General features: G+C 57.6%; 15 protein-coding genes. 2 read left to right on the forward strand and 13 right to left on the reverse strand.

The genetic code is table 11. From position 1 onward, the window contains the following. Positions 1-35: 35 nt before the first annotated feature. The 6 genes from H6F57_RS20835 to H6F57_RS20860 all read right to left on the reverse strand — a co-directional run bounded on the left by H6F57_RS20835 (position 36) and on the right by H6F57_RS20860 (position 8,199). Positions 36-323 carry an IS1 family transposase gene (locus H6F57_RS20835; RefSeq protein ID WP_199289603.1) on the reverse strand — a complete coding sequence of 96 codons (288 nt, stop codon included), beginning with the start codon at positions 321-323 and terminating at the stop codon, positions 36-38. A 274-nt stretch (positions 324-597) separates the two neighbouring features. Continuing rightward, positions 598-1,608 carry a hypothetical protein gene (locus H6F57_RS20840; RefSeq protein ID WP_190628200.1) on the reverse strand — a complete coding sequence of 337 codons (1,011 nt, stop codon included), beginning with the start codon at positions 1,606-1,608 and terminating at the stop codon, positions 598-600. 67 nt (positions 1,609-1,675) lie between these two features. Next, positions 1,676-3,652, reverse strand: a complete 1,977-nt coding sequence (locus H6F57_RS20845; RefSeq protein WP_190628203.1) for a hypothetical protein — start codon at positions 3,650-3,652, stop codon at positions 1,676-1,678. 63 nt (positions 3,653-3,715) lie between these two features. Beyond that, positions 3,716-6,004, reverse strand: a complete 2,289-nt coding sequence (locus H6F57_RS20850) for a polysaccharide biosynthesis tyrosine autokinase (RefSeq protein WP_190628205.1) — start codon at positions 6,002-6,004, stop codon at positions 3,716-3,718. Between the two features lie 133 nt (positions 6,005-6,137). Next, a complete protein-coding gene (locus tag H6F57_RS20855) occupies positions 6,138-7,274 on the reverse strand; it encodes an SLBB domain-containing protein (RefSeq protein ID WP_190628206.1) in 1,137 nt (378 codons plus the stop codon). Positions 7,275-7,413: 139 nt separating this feature from the next. Then, positions 7,414-8,199 carry a peptidylprolyl isomerase gene (locus H6F57_RS20860; protein WP_313933607.1) on the reverse strand — a complete coding sequence of 262 codons (786 nt, stop codon included), beginning with the start codon at positions 8,197-8,199 and terminating at the stop codon, positions 7,414-7,416. Positions 8,200-8,418: 219 nt separating this feature from the next. Between H6F57_RS20860 and H6F57_RS20865 the strand changes: the two genes are divergently transcribed. Continuing rightward, complete coding sequence (locus H6F57_RS20865; RefSeq protein WP_190628209.1) at positions 8,419-9,351, forward strand: isopenicillin N synthase family oxygenase; 933 nt, start codon at positions 8,419-8,421, stop codon at positions 9,349-9,351. Between the two features lie 78 nt (positions 9,352-9,429). Here the strand turns inward: H6F57_RS20865 and H6F57_RS20870 are convergent, their stop codons facing one another. Beyond that, positions 9,430-10,911 carry a site-2 protease family protein gene (locus H6F57_RS20870; protein ID WP_190628364.1) on the reverse strand — a complete coding sequence of 494 codons (1,482 nt, stop codon included), beginning with the start codon at positions 10,909-10,911 and terminating at the stop codon, positions 9,430-9,432. 249 nt (positions 10,912-11,160) lie between these two features. Between H6F57_RS20870 and H6F57_RS20875 the strand changes: the two genes are divergently transcribed. Then, a complete protein-coding gene (locus tag H6F57_RS20875) occupies positions 11,161-12,456 on the forward strand; it encodes a pentapeptide repeat-containing protein (protein WP_190628211.1) in 1,296 nt (431 codons plus the stop codon). 110 nt (positions 12,457-12,566) lie between these two features. Here H6F57_RS20875 and H6F57_RS20880 read toward each other — a convergent pair whose 3' ends face one another. The 6 genes from H6F57_RS20880 to tig all read right to left on the reverse strand — a co-directional run bounded on the left by H6F57_RS20880 (position 12,567) and on the right by tig (position 19,579). Beyond that, positions 12,567-13,466 (reverse strand): transglutaminase family protein, encoded by a 900-nt coding sequence (locus tag H6F57_RS20880; RefSeq protein WP_190628213.1) that lies wholly within the window; start codon positions 13,464-13,466, stop codon positions 12,567-12,569. Between the two features lie 178 nt (positions 13,467-13,644). After that, the gene (gene bioA / locus H6F57_RS20885) at positions 13,645-14,934 is read right to left on the reverse strand and encodes an adenosylmethionine--8-amino-7-oxononanoate transaminase (protein ID WP_190628215.1); all 1,290 of its coding nucleotides are present in this window, start codon (positions 14,932-14,934) and stop codon (positions 13,645-13,647) included. 64 nt (positions 14,935-14,998) lie between these two features. Next, positions 14,999-15,853 carry an alpha/beta hydrolase gene (locus tag H6F57_RS20890; protein WP_190628218.1) on the reverse strand — a complete coding sequence of 285 codons (855 nt, stop codon included), beginning with the start codon at positions 15,851-15,853 and terminating at the stop codon, positions 14,999-15,001. A gap of 2 nt (positions 15,854-15,855) precedes the next feature. Further along, the gene (gene clpX / locus H6F57_RS20895; protein WP_190628220.1) at positions 15,856-17,196 is read right to left on the reverse strand and encodes an ATP-dependent protease ATP-binding subunit ClpX; all 1,341 of its coding nucleotides are present in this window, start codon (positions 17,194-17,196) and stop codon (positions 15,856-15,858) included. Between the two features lie 12 nt (positions 17,197-17,208). Then, the gene (gene clpP / locus H6F57_RS20900; RefSeq protein ID WP_190628223.1) at positions 17,209-17,898 is read right to left on the reverse strand and encodes an ATP-dependent Clp endopeptidase proteolytic subunit ClpP; all 690 of its coding nucleotides are present in this window, start codon (positions 17,896-17,898) and stop codon (positions 17,209-17,211) included. A gap of 196 nt (positions 17,899-18,094) precedes the next feature. Continuing rightward, on the reverse strand, positions 18,095-19,579 hold the full coding sequence (gene tig, locus H6F57_RS20905; protein WP_190628225.1) for a trigger factor: 1,485 nt from the start codon (positions 19,577-19,579) through the stop codon (positions 18,095-18,097). Positions 19,580-19,678 lie beyond the last annotated feature (99 nt).

A 19,678-nucleotide genomic window follows, 5' to 3' on the forward strand; every position in this document is an offset into this window, starting at 1 on the left:
TGGGAGGCGTTGGCGTCTGCTCTAACAGGGCTCGGTTAACCGGCTCCAGATGCCGATGTTTTTTTTAGTTCCTCAATCACGGTCGTCGGACTCACCTTCAGCACCCGAGCGGTGCCCTGAATGCCGCTGCCATTCATGGCCATATCACTGATTTGACGTTTGACCTCAGGCAAGTAGCCTCGGTAGGTGTAGTCGAGAATGAAAGAGGCCCGCGAACACTCGGGGTTGCGGCAGCGATAGCGCTGCTTGCCTTCATCGCTTTTGCCATTTTTGACGACATCAGGGGTGTGACACGTGGGGCAGTAAATGGGTTCGAGAACCATGAGTGGAGAGCGGGTTCGGGACTCTTCGTATTTTGTCCCAATACACAGGTCTAGAACACTACCAAAGAGATGCAGCTAGTCAAATAAGCTGGGGTTGTTTAGCTATTTTTTTGCTCACTCGAACCCAAACCACTGCAATCAAGGCAGCAGTTTAGTGAAGATCTATTCTGAGGAAGTGTAGCTCGATTAAAACTGCTTCCATAACTGAGATTTACTCCTCACAATTTTGAGCGTGGGAATGGATATTTTATGTGCAATTGACGGATTTAAGACACTAACTAACCGCCTCAATGGCAGCCCGCAGCTGTTGCAGCGATCGCCCTAGGGCGACAAAATCGGAGTTTTCGCTCAGGGTTACCAGGGTTTCTGGAGCACTATTATCGACAATGCGGTTGTAGGCCTGGATGGCTTCCTCTAGCTGAGTGGGGTCGATGGCCAAGGCTGTAGAGCGAGGCTGGGGCTGGGGGGGGATTAACCCACTAACGGCGTTGAACAGCAACACTAAATCGCGGTAGTTGCCTCCGACTAGAGCCATTTCGGTGAAGGGAGCCACTTGGTTAGGAGTGAGACCAGTTGCAAAGGCAGCGGCTAAAAAGCCGGTGGTATTAGAAATTTGCGACATGGTGCCCCTCAGGGGTGCCACCATGGGGGTGCCGCCCTGGGCTGTAAATACCGCCGAGGTGACCAGGATAGGATTGCTGCCACTAGCTTGGGCAACGGTTGGGGCGGCAATACCGAGAGTCATTTGACTGCTGGTGAGGGAGACGCTTTCGCCATTGGCGATCGCCGCTGCTGCTGCTGCCGCTAGGTCAGCTACCGTCTCGTAGGCATCTTGGTCCTCACTGGGGCCGCTGGCTCCTACAGGGCTAGGGCTGGTTAAGCTGATTTCTCTGGGTGTGGTCAGGAGAATGGCCAGGACTGGGTTAGTGCCCCTGAGCCCCTGAGCAATCTGATTGGCTGAGGTGTTGAGCGCCTGCTGGGCGGCGACGGTCAGGGTGATATCGCCAGTAACAGGGTCTACTGTGGCGTTGGCAGAGGCCGACTCCAGCCGCTCTTCTTGGCATACGACTGGCTCCACCTCTTGAGCCGCCTCTTGATCCACCTCTTGATAAATGCATAGGGTCGAGGCGCCAATAGGCAACAAATTTGAGCCGCCGACACTGACGCCGCTAGTCAGCCCTGTAGGGACCGAACCACTGTGTCCGGGCAGGGCGATCGCCAAGCCCCCGCCTACCAGAATTAGCATGAGCCATTTTTGCCGCAGCGGGCGCGCCAGTTTGTCCACGAGGATTCTCCTAAAGAGGATGGGGTGCAGTCAATGTCGAAGAAAACGGTAGCAGAATGAAGGAAGCTTAAAATTGGGGGCCGAAGTTAAAACCATAGCCGATGCTTAATACTGCGACGGAACCTGCTCGCGTATTGTTGCCGATGTCGCCGTAGAGCAGATTGAGGGTGAGGGGCAGCGTGGTCACTGGCACAATGGAAGCTCCCACATTTACACCCACACCACTCCAGGCAGTATTGATAGAAAACTGTGGATGCACCTGGAGCCCAACGCCGGCAAACACTCCGACATCGCTACTCTCACCGCTGAAGGCACCACCCCCTAGCCCCAGTGAGGCCGTGATTGGCAACCGGTTGTAGGGGTGTTCTGGCTGGAGGAGATGCGCCGCCGTGACCACACCATAGAGGCTGGATTCGCCGCCGCCGGCATTGGTACCGTAGGACGCAAAATTATTCAGCCCTACGGCCGCTGCCACTTGGGTTTCTTCGCTGCTGTAGACCTGACGATGGACCTTGGCGTCGAAGCCACCGTTCTCGCCAAACCGTCGCACGCTCTGTAGGTTGTAGGCTAGCTCGACCCCCACAGCCCGGCGCGAGTCGCCTAACCCAAAGCCCATGGAGAGGCTGCCATCGGCCTCAGGGCGAATGCGATCGGCTCCAGCTAGCGAGGCGCTAAAAAACACATCTCCCCAGTTGGCTCCAAAGGCGGATGGAATGCCGGCATTAGGCGAGGGAGGAAAGGAACGTGCGGCTTCGGCGGCAGTCGTGAGCGGTGCGACGCGCAGACCGTTCCGTAGTTGGGTTGTATCAGGGGTTGACGGCGTGGTTTGAGCGGTGGTGACAGCCGGAACCGTATCTGCGGAGAGCGGCGCTGCGGCTAGCTCTACCGGTGGCGCGGCGAGGGCGGCCCGCCCCGTCGAGAGGGTGGGCTGGGGGCGCGGCAAGGCTAGAGTGACGTTGGGGCTGCGGTCAGCGAACGACGGTAACTGCGGCTCTGGCCCAACGGTCTGGCGAGCTACCGAGAGGGAAGACAACGGGGCGGCTACGGGAATTTGGTTGGCGACGGTGTTTGCAGCCGCAGCGGTACGGTCAGCTCGCGAGGGCAACGGCGGTAGCTGTGGCCCTCGACTCACGGTTTCAGGTTGGGAGACTTGGCGGGCAGGGGCACTCTGGATCTCTAGGCCGTAGGCGGTACGCAGATCGCGCAGCAAGGCTTGAACCGTTGTTGCCCGCGATCGCAGACCTGCCACATCATCGGTTGCCTGGCGCGGTGCGGCTCCCGATGCCGCGACCCCGGCTGCAGGGGCAGGGTGGGGGGCGATCGCCAAAGTTGAGGTGGCAGCTAAATCCTCTGATGCTGTGGCGGCGATCGCGGCGGGAATTGCGGAGTGGGGTTCTACCTCCGGTAGCTGAAGGGCTTGGGCAGGCTTGCTAGCTGCGGGTTTGGCGCTAATTGCAGTTAAGGTTTCAGCTGGGGTAACGGTTGGTGCGGCCTCGGTGTTGGCATTGAGGTTCTCAGCCACTACCGGGGTAGCAGGTGTGCCGATGGGATGGCTGGCGATCGCAGCCTGGTCACTATCTGCGGTCTCCGCAACCTCTGTCATTTCAGCCTGAATGACCTCTGGCGCAGGCGCAGGGGTTACTGGCAGGGCCAGGGTACTGGCTGGGGGCTCTGGGCTCACCAATGCCGGGTTTGGGGCGACGGCAGGGGCGATCGCGGTGGCCTCTGGCTGAGAGATGTCGACCGTCGCTGCTGCCGTCACCGGTTGCTGGGCAGCAGTCGCCGCCGCTACAACCGGGCGATCTCCATCTGGAGTCCATGCGGGCTGGGGCGCTCCCTGCTCATGGAGCTGGGGTTCAGTGGCCTGGGCCGACGGTTCGGGCACCACCACCGGGTGCGGGTCTACCGCCAGATCCGTGCCTAGACTAGGCTCAGGGACTACCGCTAAGTTCTCAGGGGTGGCCTCAGCCCGCGATGGCAGCAACCCGAGCCCAGCTAGCCCCAATAGTCCGCCGGTGATCAGTGGTCTTGATTTACGCTTCATTACCTATTGCTCCTCACATCCCGTTGTCGTCACCACACCTGCTGTTAACAGGGCAACCACCGGCTAACCATCCTCGATGCCTGCGGTCACTCTGGGGCGACCGTAGTAACCGTAGTAATAGTCGTAGCCACTCTGGCGGCTGTGGGGCACGCCGTTGATTACCAGACCTAGCAGCGGAGCCTGAGCTGTGTTGCCCAGATCGGCCAGCACCCTTTGAATCTCCGTCCGCTCAGACCGGTTGAGCCGCGCCACTAGTAGTAGCCCATCGGCGTGGGCTGCGGCCAGCTTGGCGTCGACCATCCCGCCCGCTAGGGGTGGGGTATCAAAAATCATCAGATCAAAGTGGCGGCGGTACTGCTCAGTAATTTGCTGCATTTTGCGGGATGACAGCAGGCGACCAGGGGCTGGGGGCCGCGCCCCAGCCGTTAGCAAGTGCAGGTTGGGATTGCCCGGTATCACCTGAACCAAATCCATAGGATCATCGAGCGGTTGAGTAATCAGATCGCTCAACCCCTGGCGGTTTGGACGGCCAAAAATTAGGTGCTGACTGGGCTTACGCAGATCGCCATCAATTAACAGCACTCGGCGGCCCATGTTGGCGGCGGCAATGGCTAGGTGGGCACATATGGTTGATTTACCCTCGCCGGGCTCTGAGGATGTCAGCGCTACCACCTGTATAGGGGTATCAGAGCTGAGCATGCGCAGGTTGGCCTCTAGTGAGTAGAATGCCTCGGCAAAGCTGAAGGAAGTGTATAGCTTGTGGGGACTCTGGTTTTGAGTGAGCACATCGGCCATGGTGGCCGATAGGTTGGGCACCATCAGCAGGGGCTGCTTTTGCAGAGCTGGGGCGTTAGGTACCCCAGCCAGGTTGGGCAACTGAGTCGCTTTGACCAGTTCGTCAACGCTGTGAAAAGCTTGGTCGAGGCGATCGCGCAGTAATGCCGCAACCCCTCCCAGCATCAGGCTCAGTACCGTGCTGAGCAGCAGCTTGCGAGGCAGATTGCTGGTTTGGGTAATGCTTGTCTCATTCAGGGGAGAAATCAGCTCCCACGGCGATGCCTGCCGCGCCATCTGAAACCGCAGATCTTGCCGGCTCGCCAAAAGCTGATCGAGGCTAGTCTCCGCTACGGTCAACTCGCGGCTGATCTGTTGATACGATCGAGAGAGATCCGCCAGCCGCTGAATCTCTGCCCGCAGCTGCTGCACAACCTGGCCAATCGCTTGATCTTGAGTTTGCAAGACCTGCATCTGGTTAGCGGTGTCGACCAGCTGCTGCATCAAATCTTGACTTACCGATCCTTGGTAGCCTAGGGTTTCAGCTTCTACTGTCGATCCCACTAGGCGCTGGGCTTCCGCTTCTAGCAGCGGTAAAAGCTGCTGCCGCTGGTCTGTCAGTGCCTCAATCATAGGGGTGTCGGCCTGAAACCGGGCTGACTCGGCGGCAATAGTCTGTTCGATTTCGCGCAAATCTCCCAGCAGCGCTTGGTAGGTCGGTGACTCGTTGAGGTTCGCTACTCGAATGGCGGTATCGGGGTCAAAGCCTACCTGCTCCCGCAGATTTTCGTAGAGGGGGTCTAGGGCACTAAGCTCGACCCGCAGCTGTTCTTGGTCAGCCAGCATCTGGTTAAGCCGTTGGGTAACGCTTTCACTAGTGGCGTTGACATCGACCAAGTCATAGCGCTTTTGAAACTCGCTGAGGTCTCCCTCAATGGCCGCAACTTCCTGCCATTTTTCTTGCAATTGTTCATCTAAAAACGTCAGACCTCGGCGCAGATCTCCCTGACGGTCTTGCACGCTGTAGTTGACAAACCCTTCAACCACCTGGTTTAGAACAAACGCCGCTACTTCTGGGTCAGCGTTGTTGTAGCTGATGCGCAGCACCTTAGATTCGCCTTCTTGAATAATGTTCAGACCACCAAGCAGGGAATTATAGGTAATGTTGGGGTAGCGCTGCTGAATTTTGGCCAAAATGGGATTGATCACCGCTGGGCCGCGCAGCACTCGAATTTGGCTCGTGTAATCAAGCCTAGAAACCGATGGACCCGGCGCTCCGGTAACAGTCTCCAGCCCCGGCGTATTAACGGCAGTAACGGGCTCCACCAGCAAACTAGCACTGCCGCTGTAGGCCGGTGGACGGGTGAGGTTCCAAAGGGTAAACCCTGCCAAGGAGAGGGTTGCCACCCCTAAAAAGACGCCTGCTCGACGCCTAAACACCCCTACGAGCCGGTTAAAGTCTACCTCATCTTTCGGTTCTACCAGGGATGGCGGAGCCATAACAGTCATAAAACCAGGCTTGGCATGGCTATGACCATTGCCATTGGTTTCATGGGTGGAGGAGGGGGGAAAAGGCATAGGGGCTATCTGGGAATGCTCCCAAGAGTTCGTTAACTTATAACTCAAAACTCAAAAATTGACCTAGATTCAAACCTGTTTGAACCTGAACCACAATTTTTTGGGGAGTTGAGACAGTATCCGGGGCGCGAAATTAAAACCCCAGCAGCCTCAAGACAGTAGTCAGAGACGTAAACGGACGCAGAAAGAGTCCTATGGTGTCGCCAGCGGCGGCGGCGATATTGCGATCCACAATCACCACGTCGTTGGGACGCAATATCGGGTTAGTAGTGTCGTTAGCTGCCGCAGATAGATCGACATTCACGGTGCGTTGGTCGACGCTGCCGTCGGGGTTGAGCCGGACTAGTTTTACTGCAGAACTCTGGGCCCGACTACTTTCAAACCCGCCCGCAGCCAGAATGGCTTGGTTGAGGGTGGCGTTGGCGGGCAGCGTCACGCCGCCGGGGCTCGCCACTTCACCCACTACTTGCACCGGTATTTCCGCTGGAGAAAAGTTGGCGCTAGAAATCGCCACTGACTCCTCGGGCACAATCGCTACGGCTTTGGGAATCACAATGGTGTCGCCGTCGCGCAGGCGCACATCTTGGCTAATGTCGCCGGTGCGAATTAGCTCCCACAAACTGGTGGTGAGAACAGCTTCACCCTGGAACTGGGGCCGCCGCACCTGAATATCTTTGATGTTGGCCTGCTGGGTAATGCCCCCCGCTTCCTGAATCACCTGGGTGAGGGTGGGCCACTGGCGACCGGCTCCAGCGCTGCCCCCACTGGCCTCGGCCTCTAGCTCAATGGTGTAGGTGCCAGGGCGGTTAACTTCGCCAGCCACCACCACCCGCACCGGGCGGGCCGACAGCAGCGTAACGGTGAGCTGAGGCGGACGGGTCAGCAATGGGGCATAACTGGCGACTAGGGCCGCTTGGGTTTCGGCTAGGGTTAGCCCTTGCACGGCTACTACCCCAGCCATGGGAAGAGACAGGGTGCCATCGACCAGTACCTCGTGAATACCGTTTTCGGGGCCGCTAAACTCTGGGATGTTAAAAATATCGATGCGGATGCGATCGCCCGGTCCCAGCACATAGGCCTCAGGAAAGCTCCCCTCAGCTGCGCCTAATCCAGGTCGCGGCCTTTGAATAGTTAACGGAGTAGCCTCTTCAGGCTCTGCTGGATTGTTTAGGGGCAGGGTTTCTGCCAGGGCTCTACCAGCTAAACCACTGAAGGTGGCGGTGACCATCAGCACCCCCACTCCCCAGTACATCGGTTGAAAGCGGGCCATCATTGACCTCCTTGGGCTGTCCCGACATATCGTATCAAAATGTTAAGGGTGTACCACGAGTTCATGATGGGCGATCGCCCTAGGTTTGACCTCCGTAGTTCGCAAAGGTTTACCTTCGCCAAGGAAAGATTACGTCGGGCTAGTCGGCTTTTGTTGGCAGAGAATTCGCTACTGAGAGGGCATTGGCCTGAAGCTCCCGCTGCACTTGCTCAGCTAGCCAGGTGTTAAACAGCTCGTCGATCAGACGTTGGCGAGTGGCGTCATCCAGTCGAGCTGGCAAAAATTTCTCCAGGCGCACCACCACAAACCATTCACCGACGCGGGTCGGGGGCCAGAGCTGCTCGGGTTGGCTAATGGAGAGAATCCGGGCCAGGGCGGGATGGGGTACCGATAGCTCTACGGGGCCGATCAGGCCGCCGGTCTGAGCCTCTTGCCCTTCGGAATACTGGCGGGCTAGGTCGGCCAAGGGTTGGCCGTCGTCTTTGATGCGAAAGTAAAGCTCTTGAGCTAGGCCCGCATCGCGGGTGCGAATCAAAGAGTACAGAACTCGATCGAGGTGACCCTTGCGCTGTAAAAAGTGAGACTCGACCTGGTGGCCCCAGGTGTCGAGCTTATACTGCTGAAGCTTTTGAGCCCGCTGAGCTAGCGCTAAAAGATCGCCTTCGGTCAGCCCCCGCTGGGCTAAAAACCCCTGCTGTTGTTCGGGGGTCGTCACCTGATTGGCCTGCAAAAATTGGTCTAGGGCCTGGGCGCTCTGCTCTGAGGTGAGGGCGATCGCCGCGATCGCCTGGTCAATCACCAGTTCTTTGATCAGGGCGGGCAACATGCCGTAACGCTGTAGCCGGGGTACAACATCGGCGGGCGTCAACACTTGGTCGCCGATATGCAGCATTAGACTGGGCTCTTGGTTAGCAGAAGTGTTCACAGGCAATAAAGCGTTAGCAAGCCATGTAGCCCAACTTTATCGCATTATGCCCAGGCATCTCGGGTGATTAAACCGCTTGAGCGTCGAGTTTTGCTAAGTTTGGGGTCGCCATGCGCTGGCAATCGCTCGCTTAGAAACAGCGACTGCGGCCAGCTATTGACCCTTGACTGGGCTGCTACAATCCAGCCAACCTATTTTATCCTCTCCAAGGATCACACCATGACCCGGCCGCCCATTCCTGTGGTGTCTTATGCAGATTTAATTGGCCCTACGGCGGTACGACAGCGGGCGATCGCAACCCTGGGCCAGGCCCTAGAAGAGGTTGGCTTTTTTATTTTGGAACCCCACCCGGTTTCGCCAGAGGTGGTGCGGCGAGCCTACCAAGTGGCTACTGAGTTCTTTGCCCTACCCGATGCCGCCAAAACTCAGTACTCCCTACCCCAGTATCAGGGTGAGGTAGGCTTTTCGAGTTTTGGCAGTGAGCAGGCTAAGGGCCACACCCTACCCGATCTCAAGGAATTTTGGCACGTCAATCGCCACAGCCTCACAGCCACCGACTCGCCCTGGCCCCAGGAGGTGCCCTCCTTTCGCCCGGTGATGACCCGCCTATACGAGCAGCTTATGGCCTGTGCGGAAGTGCTGCTAGCGGCCTGTAGTGACTATCTAGGTCAGCCCAGCGACTGGCTGGTAGCTATGGCCAGCGGTGGCAACACAGTGCTGCGCCTGGCCCACTACCCGCCCGTGGGCCAACCTGCCGCCGGTAGTCTGCGGGCAGCCCCCCACGAAGATATCAATCTCATTACCCTGCTCTGCGAGGCTACCGCCCCAGGACTTGAAATTCTTACCCAGGATGGGCAGTGGCTGCCCGTTAAAACCACCCCCGGCCAGATCGTAGTAGATACCGGCGACATGCTGCAAAATCTCACCAATGGGCTGTTTAGGAGCACTACCCATAGGGTGGTCAATCCCCAACCCAGCAACCAGGCTCGCCTGTCAATGCCGTTTTTTGTGCATCCCCGTCCTGAGATTGACCTGACCCCGGTAGATAGTTTGGTCGATCGCACCGGAGGCATGCCTCAATTTCCCCCAATTACTGCCGCCGCCTACTTGGCTCAGCGGCTGGGGGAGATTCAAGTGGAGCCGGTGGGGTAAGGGCAGGGAGTGGATGGGTGGGTGATGGCCGAACAACCTAAACACTCTTAACCCCCTACCTCCCACTCCCCCACTCCATTACGCTCCAATCCCTAGCCGCCCGGCCAAGCTTGGAGTCAGGGGCAGCAGCACCGTCAGGGCCAAAAACAGGGCCAGCAATCCGAGGGCAGCGCGGGCGTCGTTGGGTTCAGAAATATCGTTCAGGCAGGGGCGCTCTAGGGTGCGCTGCAAGATCACAATTACCCCGGCCCAGTAGAGGGCTAGGGGATTGGCCAACGCCACTAGGGCTAACACCACCAGGGTAAACACCGTCGTGCGGTTGGCGGTTTTGCGGCCATAGATAGCCTGCACCATGCGGCCGCCATCGAGCTGCCCGGCGGGCATCAGGTTGAGGGCGGTGATCACTAGCCCTAGCCAGCCCATGATGGTGAGCGGGTGAATATCCACCAGGGGCTCTTGCAGCGCTGAGCCCAGCACTACCTTGGCCAAGGCCCCGATCAGCACCGACCCCTGAAAGAACCCGGAAGGAATTTGAAAGGCGCTGCCGGGGTGCGACAACAGCAGCCCGCCCACCAGCATTGCTAAGGAAATGATGCCGCCAGCAGCAGGCCCGGCTAGGGAAATGTCAAACAATACGCTGCGGTTGGGCAGCAGTGACTCAAACCGAGTGAGGCTGCCAAAGGCCCCAATCTGCCAGGCGGGGATGAAGAAGGGTGGGCTGAGGCGCACTCCGTAGCGTCGGGCGGCAATCCAGTGACCAGCTTCGTGGCTGAGCAGGATGACTAACAAGGCCACCAAAAAAGGCAGAGCGGCCCGCCAGCGAGAAAAGTCTTGCAGCAGGTCGAAGCCCTGCAAAATCGCCCCGGCTTCTAGGCCAGTGAAAAGGGTGGCGATCGCCAGCACCCCTGCCAGCGCCCATTGAGCCAGGGTGGCTTTGGCCGGATCGGCGGTGGCGGGCAGCACCACCACCGTAGGCTTTTGCTCCAGGTTTTCGACTAAAAACAGGCGGTAGCGATCGCCCAGTCGCTCCTGCAATCGTTCTGCTAGCTTGGTCTGGGTGGCCGCTGGCTCACCCCGCAGGTTACCGCGAAAAATGGCTCCCTGGTCGTAGGGAATCGTCTCGGTACGAAAGTAGGTGTCGAGGCCAAAGATGCCTTCGATCTGCGCCAAATCTTCCGGGGGAAGGGCGATCGCCTCTGGAGTGGTCGGGGCTGGTGTCGGTTGATCGAGGGGCTCCAGGCGATTGGTATTCTCTGGAATAGAGTCCATGTCTGGCACCGCTGCGCGTCGCTGGGTCGAGAGGCTGTCTTGTCCCCGGGCGCGCAACCGTCGCCCCAAATAGATATAGAGACCCGTAGACCCCAGTAACAGCAGCAGCACCCCCGCCAGGTTGATATAGATGCCCAGGGCAAACAGCCCAAAGAACAGCAGCCATGGGGTCATCAGCACCACCGATTGCAGCCAGGCCAAGATGCCCACGGTGCCGTAGGGCAAGGCCCGGCGGTAGCCCCAGACTAAAATCGCGATCGCGGCCAGCAAAATCAACCCAGTAATCACCATAATGCCGCTGCCCCTACCCTCCTCAATATGTGCTGAAACGCCCGTTTTGGCGGGCAAAACCCCCATCAGTCTACCGTCGATGAGCCGGAGCCGCCTAGTCGGGGTTTGCCACCTCGCCCTATCGACGGGGCAAACCCGCCTCAATGGCTGTAGTTCCAAGGTTAAGGTGCTTAAATATAGCCAGGCAATTTGCCCTTTGCCGCTGTGTCCCAGGGGCCTGGTTTTGATCTTGCTCATTGTTGCGCGCCCATGACTCCCCTGTCCCCTGACCCAGCCCAGCCCCCGCTACCCACCTCTACCCCAGACAATGGCACAGATGCTACCCCAGGCCAGATAGTCGTTCGGCCGTACCCTGGCGAAAGCGCAACGGGGGCTGTTCCGGGTGCTACTCGGCTCGATGTCGATCCCTCCGACCCAATGAATGTTGAGCCCCTGCTGGTTGACTCTGCGGTTACCTCAGCCAGCGCAATTACTGTCGTAGCGGTAGCGGTGATCGGCCTAGGGCTGATCGTCGGCAGTTTTTGGCTCACCCTGGCGGGGTCTTTGGTGGCTACCCTGGTGTCGATTCGGCTCATGTGGCCCTTTCTGCAAGAGGTGCTGGGGGAACTCTCTGCCCGGCAGCAGTCGCTACTGATTGCCATCCCTGGGGTGCTGGTGGGATTGGTGGGGCTGATGAATATCACCGGCATTAACCGCGCCATTTTGACCTGGGGGCTGACTCTGCGGTGGGATATTCTGGGGGCCTTAGGAGATTTTTTGGGGGCGATCGGGCAAATTTTCATCGCCTTTTTGGCCCTGTTTGTGGCCTGGCGGCAGTACGTTATCTCCCGCGACCTGACCAAACAGCAAAACCTGATTACCCAGCAGCAAACCATCGACGCCTACTTTCAAGGCATTTCAGAACTGGTGCTCGATGACGAGGGCCTGCTCGAAGACTGGCCCCAGGAGCGCATCATCGCCGAAGCCCGCACCGCCGCCATTCTCAGCAGCGTCGATGCCGGGGGCAAGGCCAAGGTGGTGCGCTTTCTCTCCCGCTCTAAGCTGCTCACGCCCCTGCGCCGCGACAATCGTTTGGGCCGCCCCATCCTAGACGGCCGGGGTGGTTATGAAGAAGACCGGCCCAACGGCACCCGCGTCATCGATCTGGGGGCCATGCTAGCTACCGCCGACCTGACGGGCACCGATTTACGCTGGGCCGACCTCAGCGAAACCAACCTGATTCGCGCCGATCTGCGCCGAGCTGACCTGGTGAGAACCAATTTTGCCCGCTCTATTCTGTACCAGGCCAATCTGTCTGGGGCCGACCTGATGGAGGCGCGGCTCTTTTACGGAGATGCTGCCACCGCCACCCCCCGCACCCGCACTGGCGCACCCGACTACACCACCGGAGCCAACACCGGGGCCGTCGTCGAAGGGGCTAACTTTAGCGGCGTGTACCGCCTGTCTGAGGAACAGCGCCGCTACATCGGGGCCTGGGGCGGTGAGGCTACCCGCGCCACAGTTCCCGGCGGTTGTGCAGATATTCCCAATTTGTTGGGGCGATAGAGGGGGGCACAGGGGGATGGAATAGATTAGTTTTGAATTTTGAGTTCTTAGTTTCGAGGTTTTGCGTGAGGCTTTAATCCAAAACTCAAAATTCAAAACTCAAAACTTTCTCACTTAAACTCTGGCGTCGCCCCCAGCTTGCGCACCGCCACCGAAACCTCCATACCCAAGTAATCGCCCGCATTGCCAAACCATGAGCCGGCGAGGGGAATCGCCTGACCAGGGTGACGGGCGATCGCCACCGCAATCAAATCAAACCCTTCAGTCAGCCGGTTGGTGGGGTCGTACACCAGCCACCCCGCCCCTGGTAGATACACCTGGAGCCAGGCATGGGTGGCTCCCGACCCGGTCATGCCTACGTCGCCGCCATCAAGAGCCGAGTCGTACAGGTAGCCCGACACGAACCGGCAGGCTAGCCCCAGCCGCCGCAGGGTTTCTATCATCAGCCAGGCGTAGTCGCGGCAGGTGCCCGATTTTAGCCGCAGGGTTTCCCCTGGCGGTTGAGTGCCCTCCTCTACCCGCGATCGGTAAGTAATAGTGTCGCGAATCGTGTTCATAATGCGGCTCAGCACCTCACTGGTGCGATCCAGATCGCCCGCTACAAAGTGTTTGGCCCAGGCCGCCACCGAGCCATCGGGGTCTTCGGCATGGGGCCGTAGGTATACCGCCAGGTCAGTCCACTCGTCGGGGGTGTACTGCACCGGCACCTCCTCCGCCCTGGCGTCGAGAGGAAAGTTGTCAATGCCCTTAGTGCCAAAGTGTTCACCGCGAAACCGACAGGTAAAGGTCAGTTCTTGGGCCGGTGCACCAATATCAATCACCGCCACATTGTTCGAAAGGGTATCGCTTATCCAATGCACCTTAGCTGGCACATTCACATCGATGGCATACTCCAACAGCCGCCCGCTGTAGTTCCCCCGAGGCAGAAACATTGCCTTGTGGGGGCCGAAGGTGACTGGCCTAGCGTAGCGGTAGGTAGTAACGTGCTCAACTTCGTAAATCACCGACATGGCGCAGTCCTAGAGCGGAGCTTCGTTCTTTGTGATCTTTGTACAATGGCTGGCCAGTCTAGAATAGGCCCATAGCGGTTCTTTGCCTCTCTGTACCCTCCGCAACCAGCCCAGGGAGAGAGAATTCTATCGCCACGTCCGATCGCTATGAGTCAGACTTCTACACCCAAAACTTCGATTATTCCTGGCTCAGAATTGCATAAATCGCTTGAGTAATCTGCCGCAGCTGCTCTGGCTCAATAATGTAAGGCGGCATCGTGTAGACTAGTCGGCCAAAAGGGCGCAACCACACCCCATGCTGCACAAACTGGGGCTGCACCACCGCCACATCCACCGGCTCATGCAGTTCGACGACGCCGATCGCTCCCAAGACCCGCACATCTTTCACCGCTGGTAGGTCGCGGCAGGGGGTTAGCTCCTGCTTGAGTTGGGTTTCTATAGCGCTTATCCTTGCCACCCAGTCGTAGCTTGCCAGCAGGTTCAAGTTTTCCAACGCCACCGCGCAGGCAAGGGGATTGCCCATAAAAGTGGGGCCGTGCATAAATACTCCGGCCTCACCTTGGGCAAAGGTTTCGCTAATGTGATTGGTGGTCAGCGTTGCCGCTAAGGACATAAATCCGCCCGTGAGGGCTTTGCCGACGCAGAGAATATCCGGCGCGACACCCGTGTATTCGCAGGCAAACAGCTTGCCGGTGCGGCCAAAGCCTGTGGCGATTTCATCGAGAATTAGTAACACACCGTACTGGTCGCACAGTTCCCTGGCCCGCCGCACATACTCTGGGCTATAAAACCGCATGCCCCCTGCCCCCTGCACCACCGGCTCAAAAATCGCGGCGGCAATCTCCCCGTGGTGGCGCTGCAAAATCGCCTCAAAACTTGTTATATCTGCCTCATCCCACACCCCCTCAAAGGGAATTTGAGGCGCATCGGCAAAATACTGCTCCACCAGGCTATGGCGAAACAGATGGTGCATGCCATTCACTGGGTCGCACACCGCCATAGCTGCAAAGGTGTCGCCGTGGTAGCCGTTTCGAATGGTCAGAAAGTGCTGTTTCTGCGGCTCTCCTCGGTTGTGCCAGTACTGGATCGCCAGCTTCATGGCTACTTCTACCGCTACCGAGCCGGAATCGCAGAAAAAAACCTGCTGTAAAGGATCTGGCGTTATTGCCACCAGCTTTTGGGCTAGCTGCACCGCCGGTTGGTGGGTCAGCCCGCCAAACATGACGTGGCTCATGCGGCCCATTTGTTCCTGGGCGGCTTGGTTCAGCCGGGGGTGGTTGTAGCCGTGAATGCAGGTCCACCATGACGACATGCCATCGACCAGGTGCTCCCCGGTTTCTAGCTTTAGATAAACCCCCTGGGCCGATCGCACCGCAAATACCGGGCCAGTATTGGGCATTGGCGCGTAGGGATGCCACACATGGCAGCGATCCAGCGCTATTAGTTCATCAAGTGGCAGCGCATCCATAAGGCTTAGGGTGAATAACGCTAAAGCGAGGCTCTGCCAACGCAACCATTGCAGCTAAGTGAATTTAAGCCAGGAATTCATTGACGTACCCGAGGTAAGTCTCTGGGTCTTCAAGCATGGGAAAATGCCCAGTATTTTTCACCAGAGCGTACTCGATTTTGGGGTTCAAAGCTGCTGCTGTGCGCCCCAGCTCTGCGGGGGTGATTTTGTCGAATTCGCCTGCAACCAGCAACGTCGGCACAGTAATTTTAGCAAACTCGATGGGCATCACCTCCGTCGCTTTCTTGCTGACCGAGGTAAAGATAGTGCCGAGGGCCGTGGCATAGTCTGCATTTAAAAAATCGTCCAAAAAGGCAATCTTTTCAGCGGCAGGGATGGGGCGGCTGAGGAACCGAGCCATAAAGAAGCGTGGGGCCAGGGGAATTTTTCCCAGCCACTTGGGCCGGAAGGCCACCACGTAGCCGCCAAACTTATAAAAGGCCTCAAAGGCAGCTTTGTCGTACTCAAAGATGCCGTTGCAGGTAAGAATGGCGCGATCGCATAGCTCCGGGTACTGATTTAAAAAGTACACTGCCACCGACGCCCCCATAGAGTGGGCGTTGATCGACACCTTGGGTAGGTTCAGAGCCTTTAGCAACTCAGCTAAATCGTCCGCGTAGGTATCTAGCTCGTAGCCTCGCGTCGTAGCCGCCTCCTGTTGATCGGGGGACAGACGCGATCGCCCAAACCCGCGCATGTCGTAGAGCAGGCAGTCATAGCGATCGCTCAATGCCGCTGCCGTGCTCTGCCAATAGCGGGCTGACCCGGCCCAACCGTGGAGAAAGACCATCACCGGCTTCGAAGAACTTGGATCGCGCGGCGTATCGGTGCCTACCCACTCGTAGTAGTGGTTAACCTGGTTGACGTCAATGTAGGGCATGGCTAAGCAGATTCGGGCTTAGGCATAGACGAGGGATGCAGCAGCAGGTCAGCGGTAGACCGCTGCTCCACCATTTCGCGGGTGATCATGCAGCGCTTCAGGTCTTTGCGCGAGGGCAGCTCATACATAATATCGAGCATCAGCTCTTCAATGATGCCGCGTAGGGCACGGGCTCCGGTCTTGCGGCGATAGGCTTCACGGGCGATCGCCCGCAGCGCATCCGGCTTAAACTCAAGCTGCACGTTGTCCATCACCATCAGCTTTTGGAACTGCTTCACCAGCGCGTTCTTCGGCTCAGTCAAAATCGCCATTAGCGACTCTTCATCTAGCGGCTCTAGCACCGAGGTCGCCGGAATGCGGCCAATAAATTCAGGTATTAGGCCAAACTTCACCAGATCGTCAGGCTCCAAGTTACGCAGCACGTCAGCGGTACGCTTTTCGCGAGAGAACTGCCCTTCGCCCGGCTGCACAAAGCCAATTGATTTTTTGCCGATCCGCTGTTCAACAATTTTTTCTAACCCAACGAAAGCACCGCCGCAGATAAACAAAATGTTGCTGGTGTCGATCTGAATGCAGTCTTGGTAAGGGTGCTTGCGCCCTCCCTGAGGCGGCACGTTGGCAACGGTGCCCTCCAGCATCTTCAGCAGTGCCTGCTGCACCCCCTCACCCGACACATCGCGGGTGATGGAAGGATTTTCGCTCTTGCGGGCAATTTTGTCGATCTCGTCGATGTAGATGATGCCGCGCTGGGCTTCTTCCACATCCAAGTCGGCCACCTGGAGCAGCCGCAGCAGAATATTTTCCACATCTTCGCCCACGTAGCCCGCCTCGGTGAGGGTGGTGGCGTCAGCTACGGCAAAGGGCACTTCGAGAATGCGGGCCAGGGTCTGAGCGAGCAGCGTCTTACCGCAGCCTGTAGGGCCAATCAGCAGAATGTTTGACTTTTGTAGCTCAACGACATCGTCGGCTGATTCCCCCTCAGACCCTTGCAGGTAGCTGAGGCGCTTATAGTGGTTATAAACCGCCACCGACAGTACCTTTTTGGCCTCATCTTGGCCAATGACGTGATCGTCGAGGTAATTCTTGATTTCCCGCGGCTTGGGAATTTGGTTGAGGGCGATGGTCGGAGCGGTGCGCGGGCGATCGGCAGCAGGGGTGTCGCGCCGGGGCACGGGCTGGGCGATCGCCGTGCCCGTGTCAAACAGCTCTTCGTCTAAAATTTCGTTGCACAGGTCAACGCACTCGTCACAGATGTAGACCCCCGGCCCCGCAATCAACTTGCGCACCTGCTCCTGAGACTTGCCACAAAACGAGCACTTAAGATGGGAGTCGTACTTAGACATAAAATAATGACCCTAATTTAGTGCAGTCATAGTGGGGGCGGCGGGAAGATATTGCTGCTCAACAACATCGTCGATCAGCCCATAGGCTTTTGATTCAGCGGCAGACATGTAAAAGTCGCGCTCAGTATCAGCCTCAATGCGCTCTATCGGCTGCCCGGTATGGTGAGAAATCAGCTCATTCAGCCGGTTCTTGTGGTAGAGAATCTCTCTCGCCTGGATCTCGATATCTACGGCCTGACCCTGGGCACCCCCTAGGGGCTGGTGAATCATAATCCGCGAGCTGGGCAGGGAGAGGCGCTTGCCCTTAGCGCCGGCACAGAGCAAAAACGCTCCCATGCTGGCTGCTAGCCCAAAGCAAATCGTTACTACGTCGGGGCGAATTTGCTGCATGGTGTCGTAGATCGCCATGCCCGCTGTCACAGAACCGCCTGGAGAGTTGATGTAAAGCTGTACATCCTTCTCGGGGTCTTCAGCATCTAGGTAGAGCAGCTGAGCAACGATAGAGTCAGCCACCTCATCCATCACCGGAGTGCCCAAGAATACAATGCGTTCCCGCAGCAGACGAGAGTAAATGTCAAACGCCCGCTCCCCCCGCCCCGATTGCTCTACAACAACGGGCAGCATGCTGCGAACCTGGTTAGCGCTCAGGGCAGACTGGCTCAAGCTCAAGATAGGGCTACTCAATGGGTTCGATGCAATCATAATGGGTTTGCGCGAGATTTCAAGGGCTTAAGAATATTGCGTTACGGTCAGAGTGCTGGGGGCACCAGACACTGAGCTAGATGTTCAGACTAACAAGCCATCGGTTAGCCTACCCGACATTATGCCCCAAAAAATTAGGTTCACGGGGTGGGCTAACCGATGGCTTGCCGAAATCTATAGGCAAGCGCAAACGGTGCTAGCTGTTCTTAGCCTTGCTGGCCTTGGCCACATCGGCTTCAGCTGCTGCGGCATCGTCGGCCTCAACCTCAGTTGCCTCAACCTCAATGGCGTCATCACCAGAGGCGTCAGCCTCGACTGCGGCTTCAATGGCATCGGCCTCATCGGCGATCGCCGCCTTTTGCAGGGTACCTTCAGGTACTAGCTCAACGGTGTTAGCTTCCTCAAGCCAGGCCAGAATTTTTTCCTGAAGCAGCTCTTCGGTTAGCACCTGTTTGAGGCGATCGGGGTCGACCTGGCTGGGATCTTCAACCTCGGCCATGGCCTCCTTAATCTTTTCTTGCAGGGCCGCTTCTTCAATCTTAATGCCCTCCTGCTTAGCCACTTCGCCCAGGGCCAAGGTGCGATGCAGGCGATCGATCGCCTCCGGACGGGTGCGCTGGCGCATGCCGTCAACCAGCTCGCGGGTCAGCATTTTGTTGACATCAATGCCCTGGCGGCTGAGCTGCATGATGGTTTGGGTGAGCAAAAAGTCCACCTCTTTTTGCACCAACGTGTTAGGGATTTCGGCCTCTAGGTGCTCTACTAATGCTTCGACTAGAGCCGCATCTTTGTTGGCCTTGGTTTTGTCGTCGGCTTCTTCCTGGTAGCGCTCGGTCAGCGACGTGCGTAGGGCTTCGATGGTCTCAAATTCGCTGACTTCTTGAGCAAAGTCATCGTCTAGCTCAGGCAGTTCCTTCTCTTTAATTTCCTTCAGGGTGATAGAGAAGACCGCTGGCTTACCCGCTAGATCGGCTTGAGAGTAGTCGTCGGGGAAAGGAATCTCGACATCTTTAGCCTCTTCTAGGGCCATGCCGATGATGCCTTCCACAAAACCGGGAATGAACCGCCCTTCCTCTAGCTCTACCTGGAAGTCGGTGCCAGAACCGCCCTGGAACTCTTCGAACTCACCACTTTCGGTCTGAACTTTGCCGACAAAGTCAATCACCGCTACATCGCCAGCCTGAGCAGGACGATCTTCAATGGGCACTAGGGTAGCCAAATTGTTTTGGTACTGAGCTAGGGTGCTATCGACCCGCTCGGGGTCAGGAAGAATTTCTTCGGCCTGTACGGATAACCCTTTGTAGGTCTTGAGGGTAACTCGGGGGGGAACGTCTACAGAGGCCTGAACAGTAATGGGCTGACCGGGTTCGTACTGACCAATCAGCTCTTCGAAGGAGCTTTTGAGCTGGTAGTTGCCGATCGCGTCGATTTCTTCTTGCTTAATAGCTTTTTCGACGGCGTTTTGCACCAGTTCTTCAATGACGGCTGCCTTAAACTGAGACACCCCAATACGCTGCAAAAAGACCTGCCGAGGCACTTTGCCCTTGCGAAAACCCGGTACATTGACCGTCCGCATCATCTTATTCAGCACCTGATCGTAGGTCTTTTGAGACAGATCAGCGGGAATCTCGATCTCTAGTCCCACCTGGCTGTCGGGCAGTACTTCCTGAGTAACTTTCATGGGGTCTTTTTGCTAACTAGACGGCGGCTGCGCGCGCTCCAAACCAGTAAGGAACTTTTGGCGCAATTAATAAGCATACTCTATCGCCACAGCCTGGCA

It is taken from the genome of Leptolyngbya sp. FACHB-60 (genome assembly GCF_014695775.1).
In the GTDB taxonomy this organism is placed as follows: domain Bacteria; phylum Cyanobacteriota; class Cyanobacteriia; order Phormidesmidales; family Phormidesmidaceae; genus Nodosilinea.

What these genes read in the sequence shown, in the direction of transcription:
- H6F57_RS20835 (WP_199289603.1), bottom strand. Translation starts at nt 323, where the DNA reads ATGGTTCTCGAACCCATTTACTGCCCCACGTGTCACACCCCTGATGTC.
- H6F57_RS20845 (WP_190628203.1), bottom strand. Translation starts at nt 3,652, where the DNA reads ATGAAGCGTAAATCAAGACCACTGATCACCGGCGGACTATTGGGGCTA.
- H6F57_RS20850 (WP_190628205.1), bottom strand. Translation starts at nt 6,004, where the DNA reads ATGCCTTTTCCCCCCTCCTCCACCCATGAAACCAATGGCAATGGTCAT.
- H6F57_RS20855 (WP_190628206.1), bottom strand. Translation starts at nt 7,274, where the DNA reads ATGGCCCGCTTTCAACCGATGTACTGGGGAGTGGGGGTGCTGATGGTC.
- H6F57_RS20865 (WP_190628209.1), top strand. Translation starts at nt 8,419, where the DNA reads ATGACCCGGCCGCCCATTCCTGTGGTGTCTTATGCAGATTTAATTGGC.
- H6F57_RS20870 (WP_190628364.1), bottom strand. Translation starts at nt 10,911, where the DNA reads ATGGTGATTACTGGGTTGATTTTGCTGGCCGCGATCGCGATTTTAGTC.
- H6F57_RS20875 (WP_190628211.1), top strand. Translation starts at nt 11,161, where the DNA reads ATGACTCCCCTGTCCCCTGACCCAGCCCAGCCCCCGCTACCCACCTCT.
- H6F57_RS20880 (WP_190628213.1), bottom strand. Translation starts at nt 13,466, where the DNA reads ATGTCGGTGATTTACGAAGTTGAGCACGTTACTACCTACCGCTACGCT.
- bioA (WP_190628215.1), bottom strand. Translation starts at nt 14,934, where the DNA reads ATGGATGCGCTGCCACTTGATGAACTAATAGCGCTGGATCGCTGCCAT.
- H6F57_RS20890 (WP_190628218.1), bottom strand. Translation starts at nt 15,853, where the DNA reads ATGCCCTACATTGACGTCAACCAGGTTAACCACTACTACGAGTGGGTA.
- clpX (WP_190628220.1), bottom strand. Translation starts at nt 17,196, where the DNA reads ATGTCTAAGTACGACTCCCATCTTAAGTGCTCGTTTTGTGGCAAGTCT.
- clpP (WP_190628223.1), bottom strand. Translation starts at nt 17,898, where the DNA reads ATGATTGCATCGAACCCATTGAGTAGCCCTATCTTGAGCTTGAGCCAG.
- tig (WP_190628225.1), bottom strand. Translation starts at nt 19,579, where the DNA reads ATGAAAGTTACTCAGGAAGTACTGCCCGACAGCCAGGTGGGACTAGAG.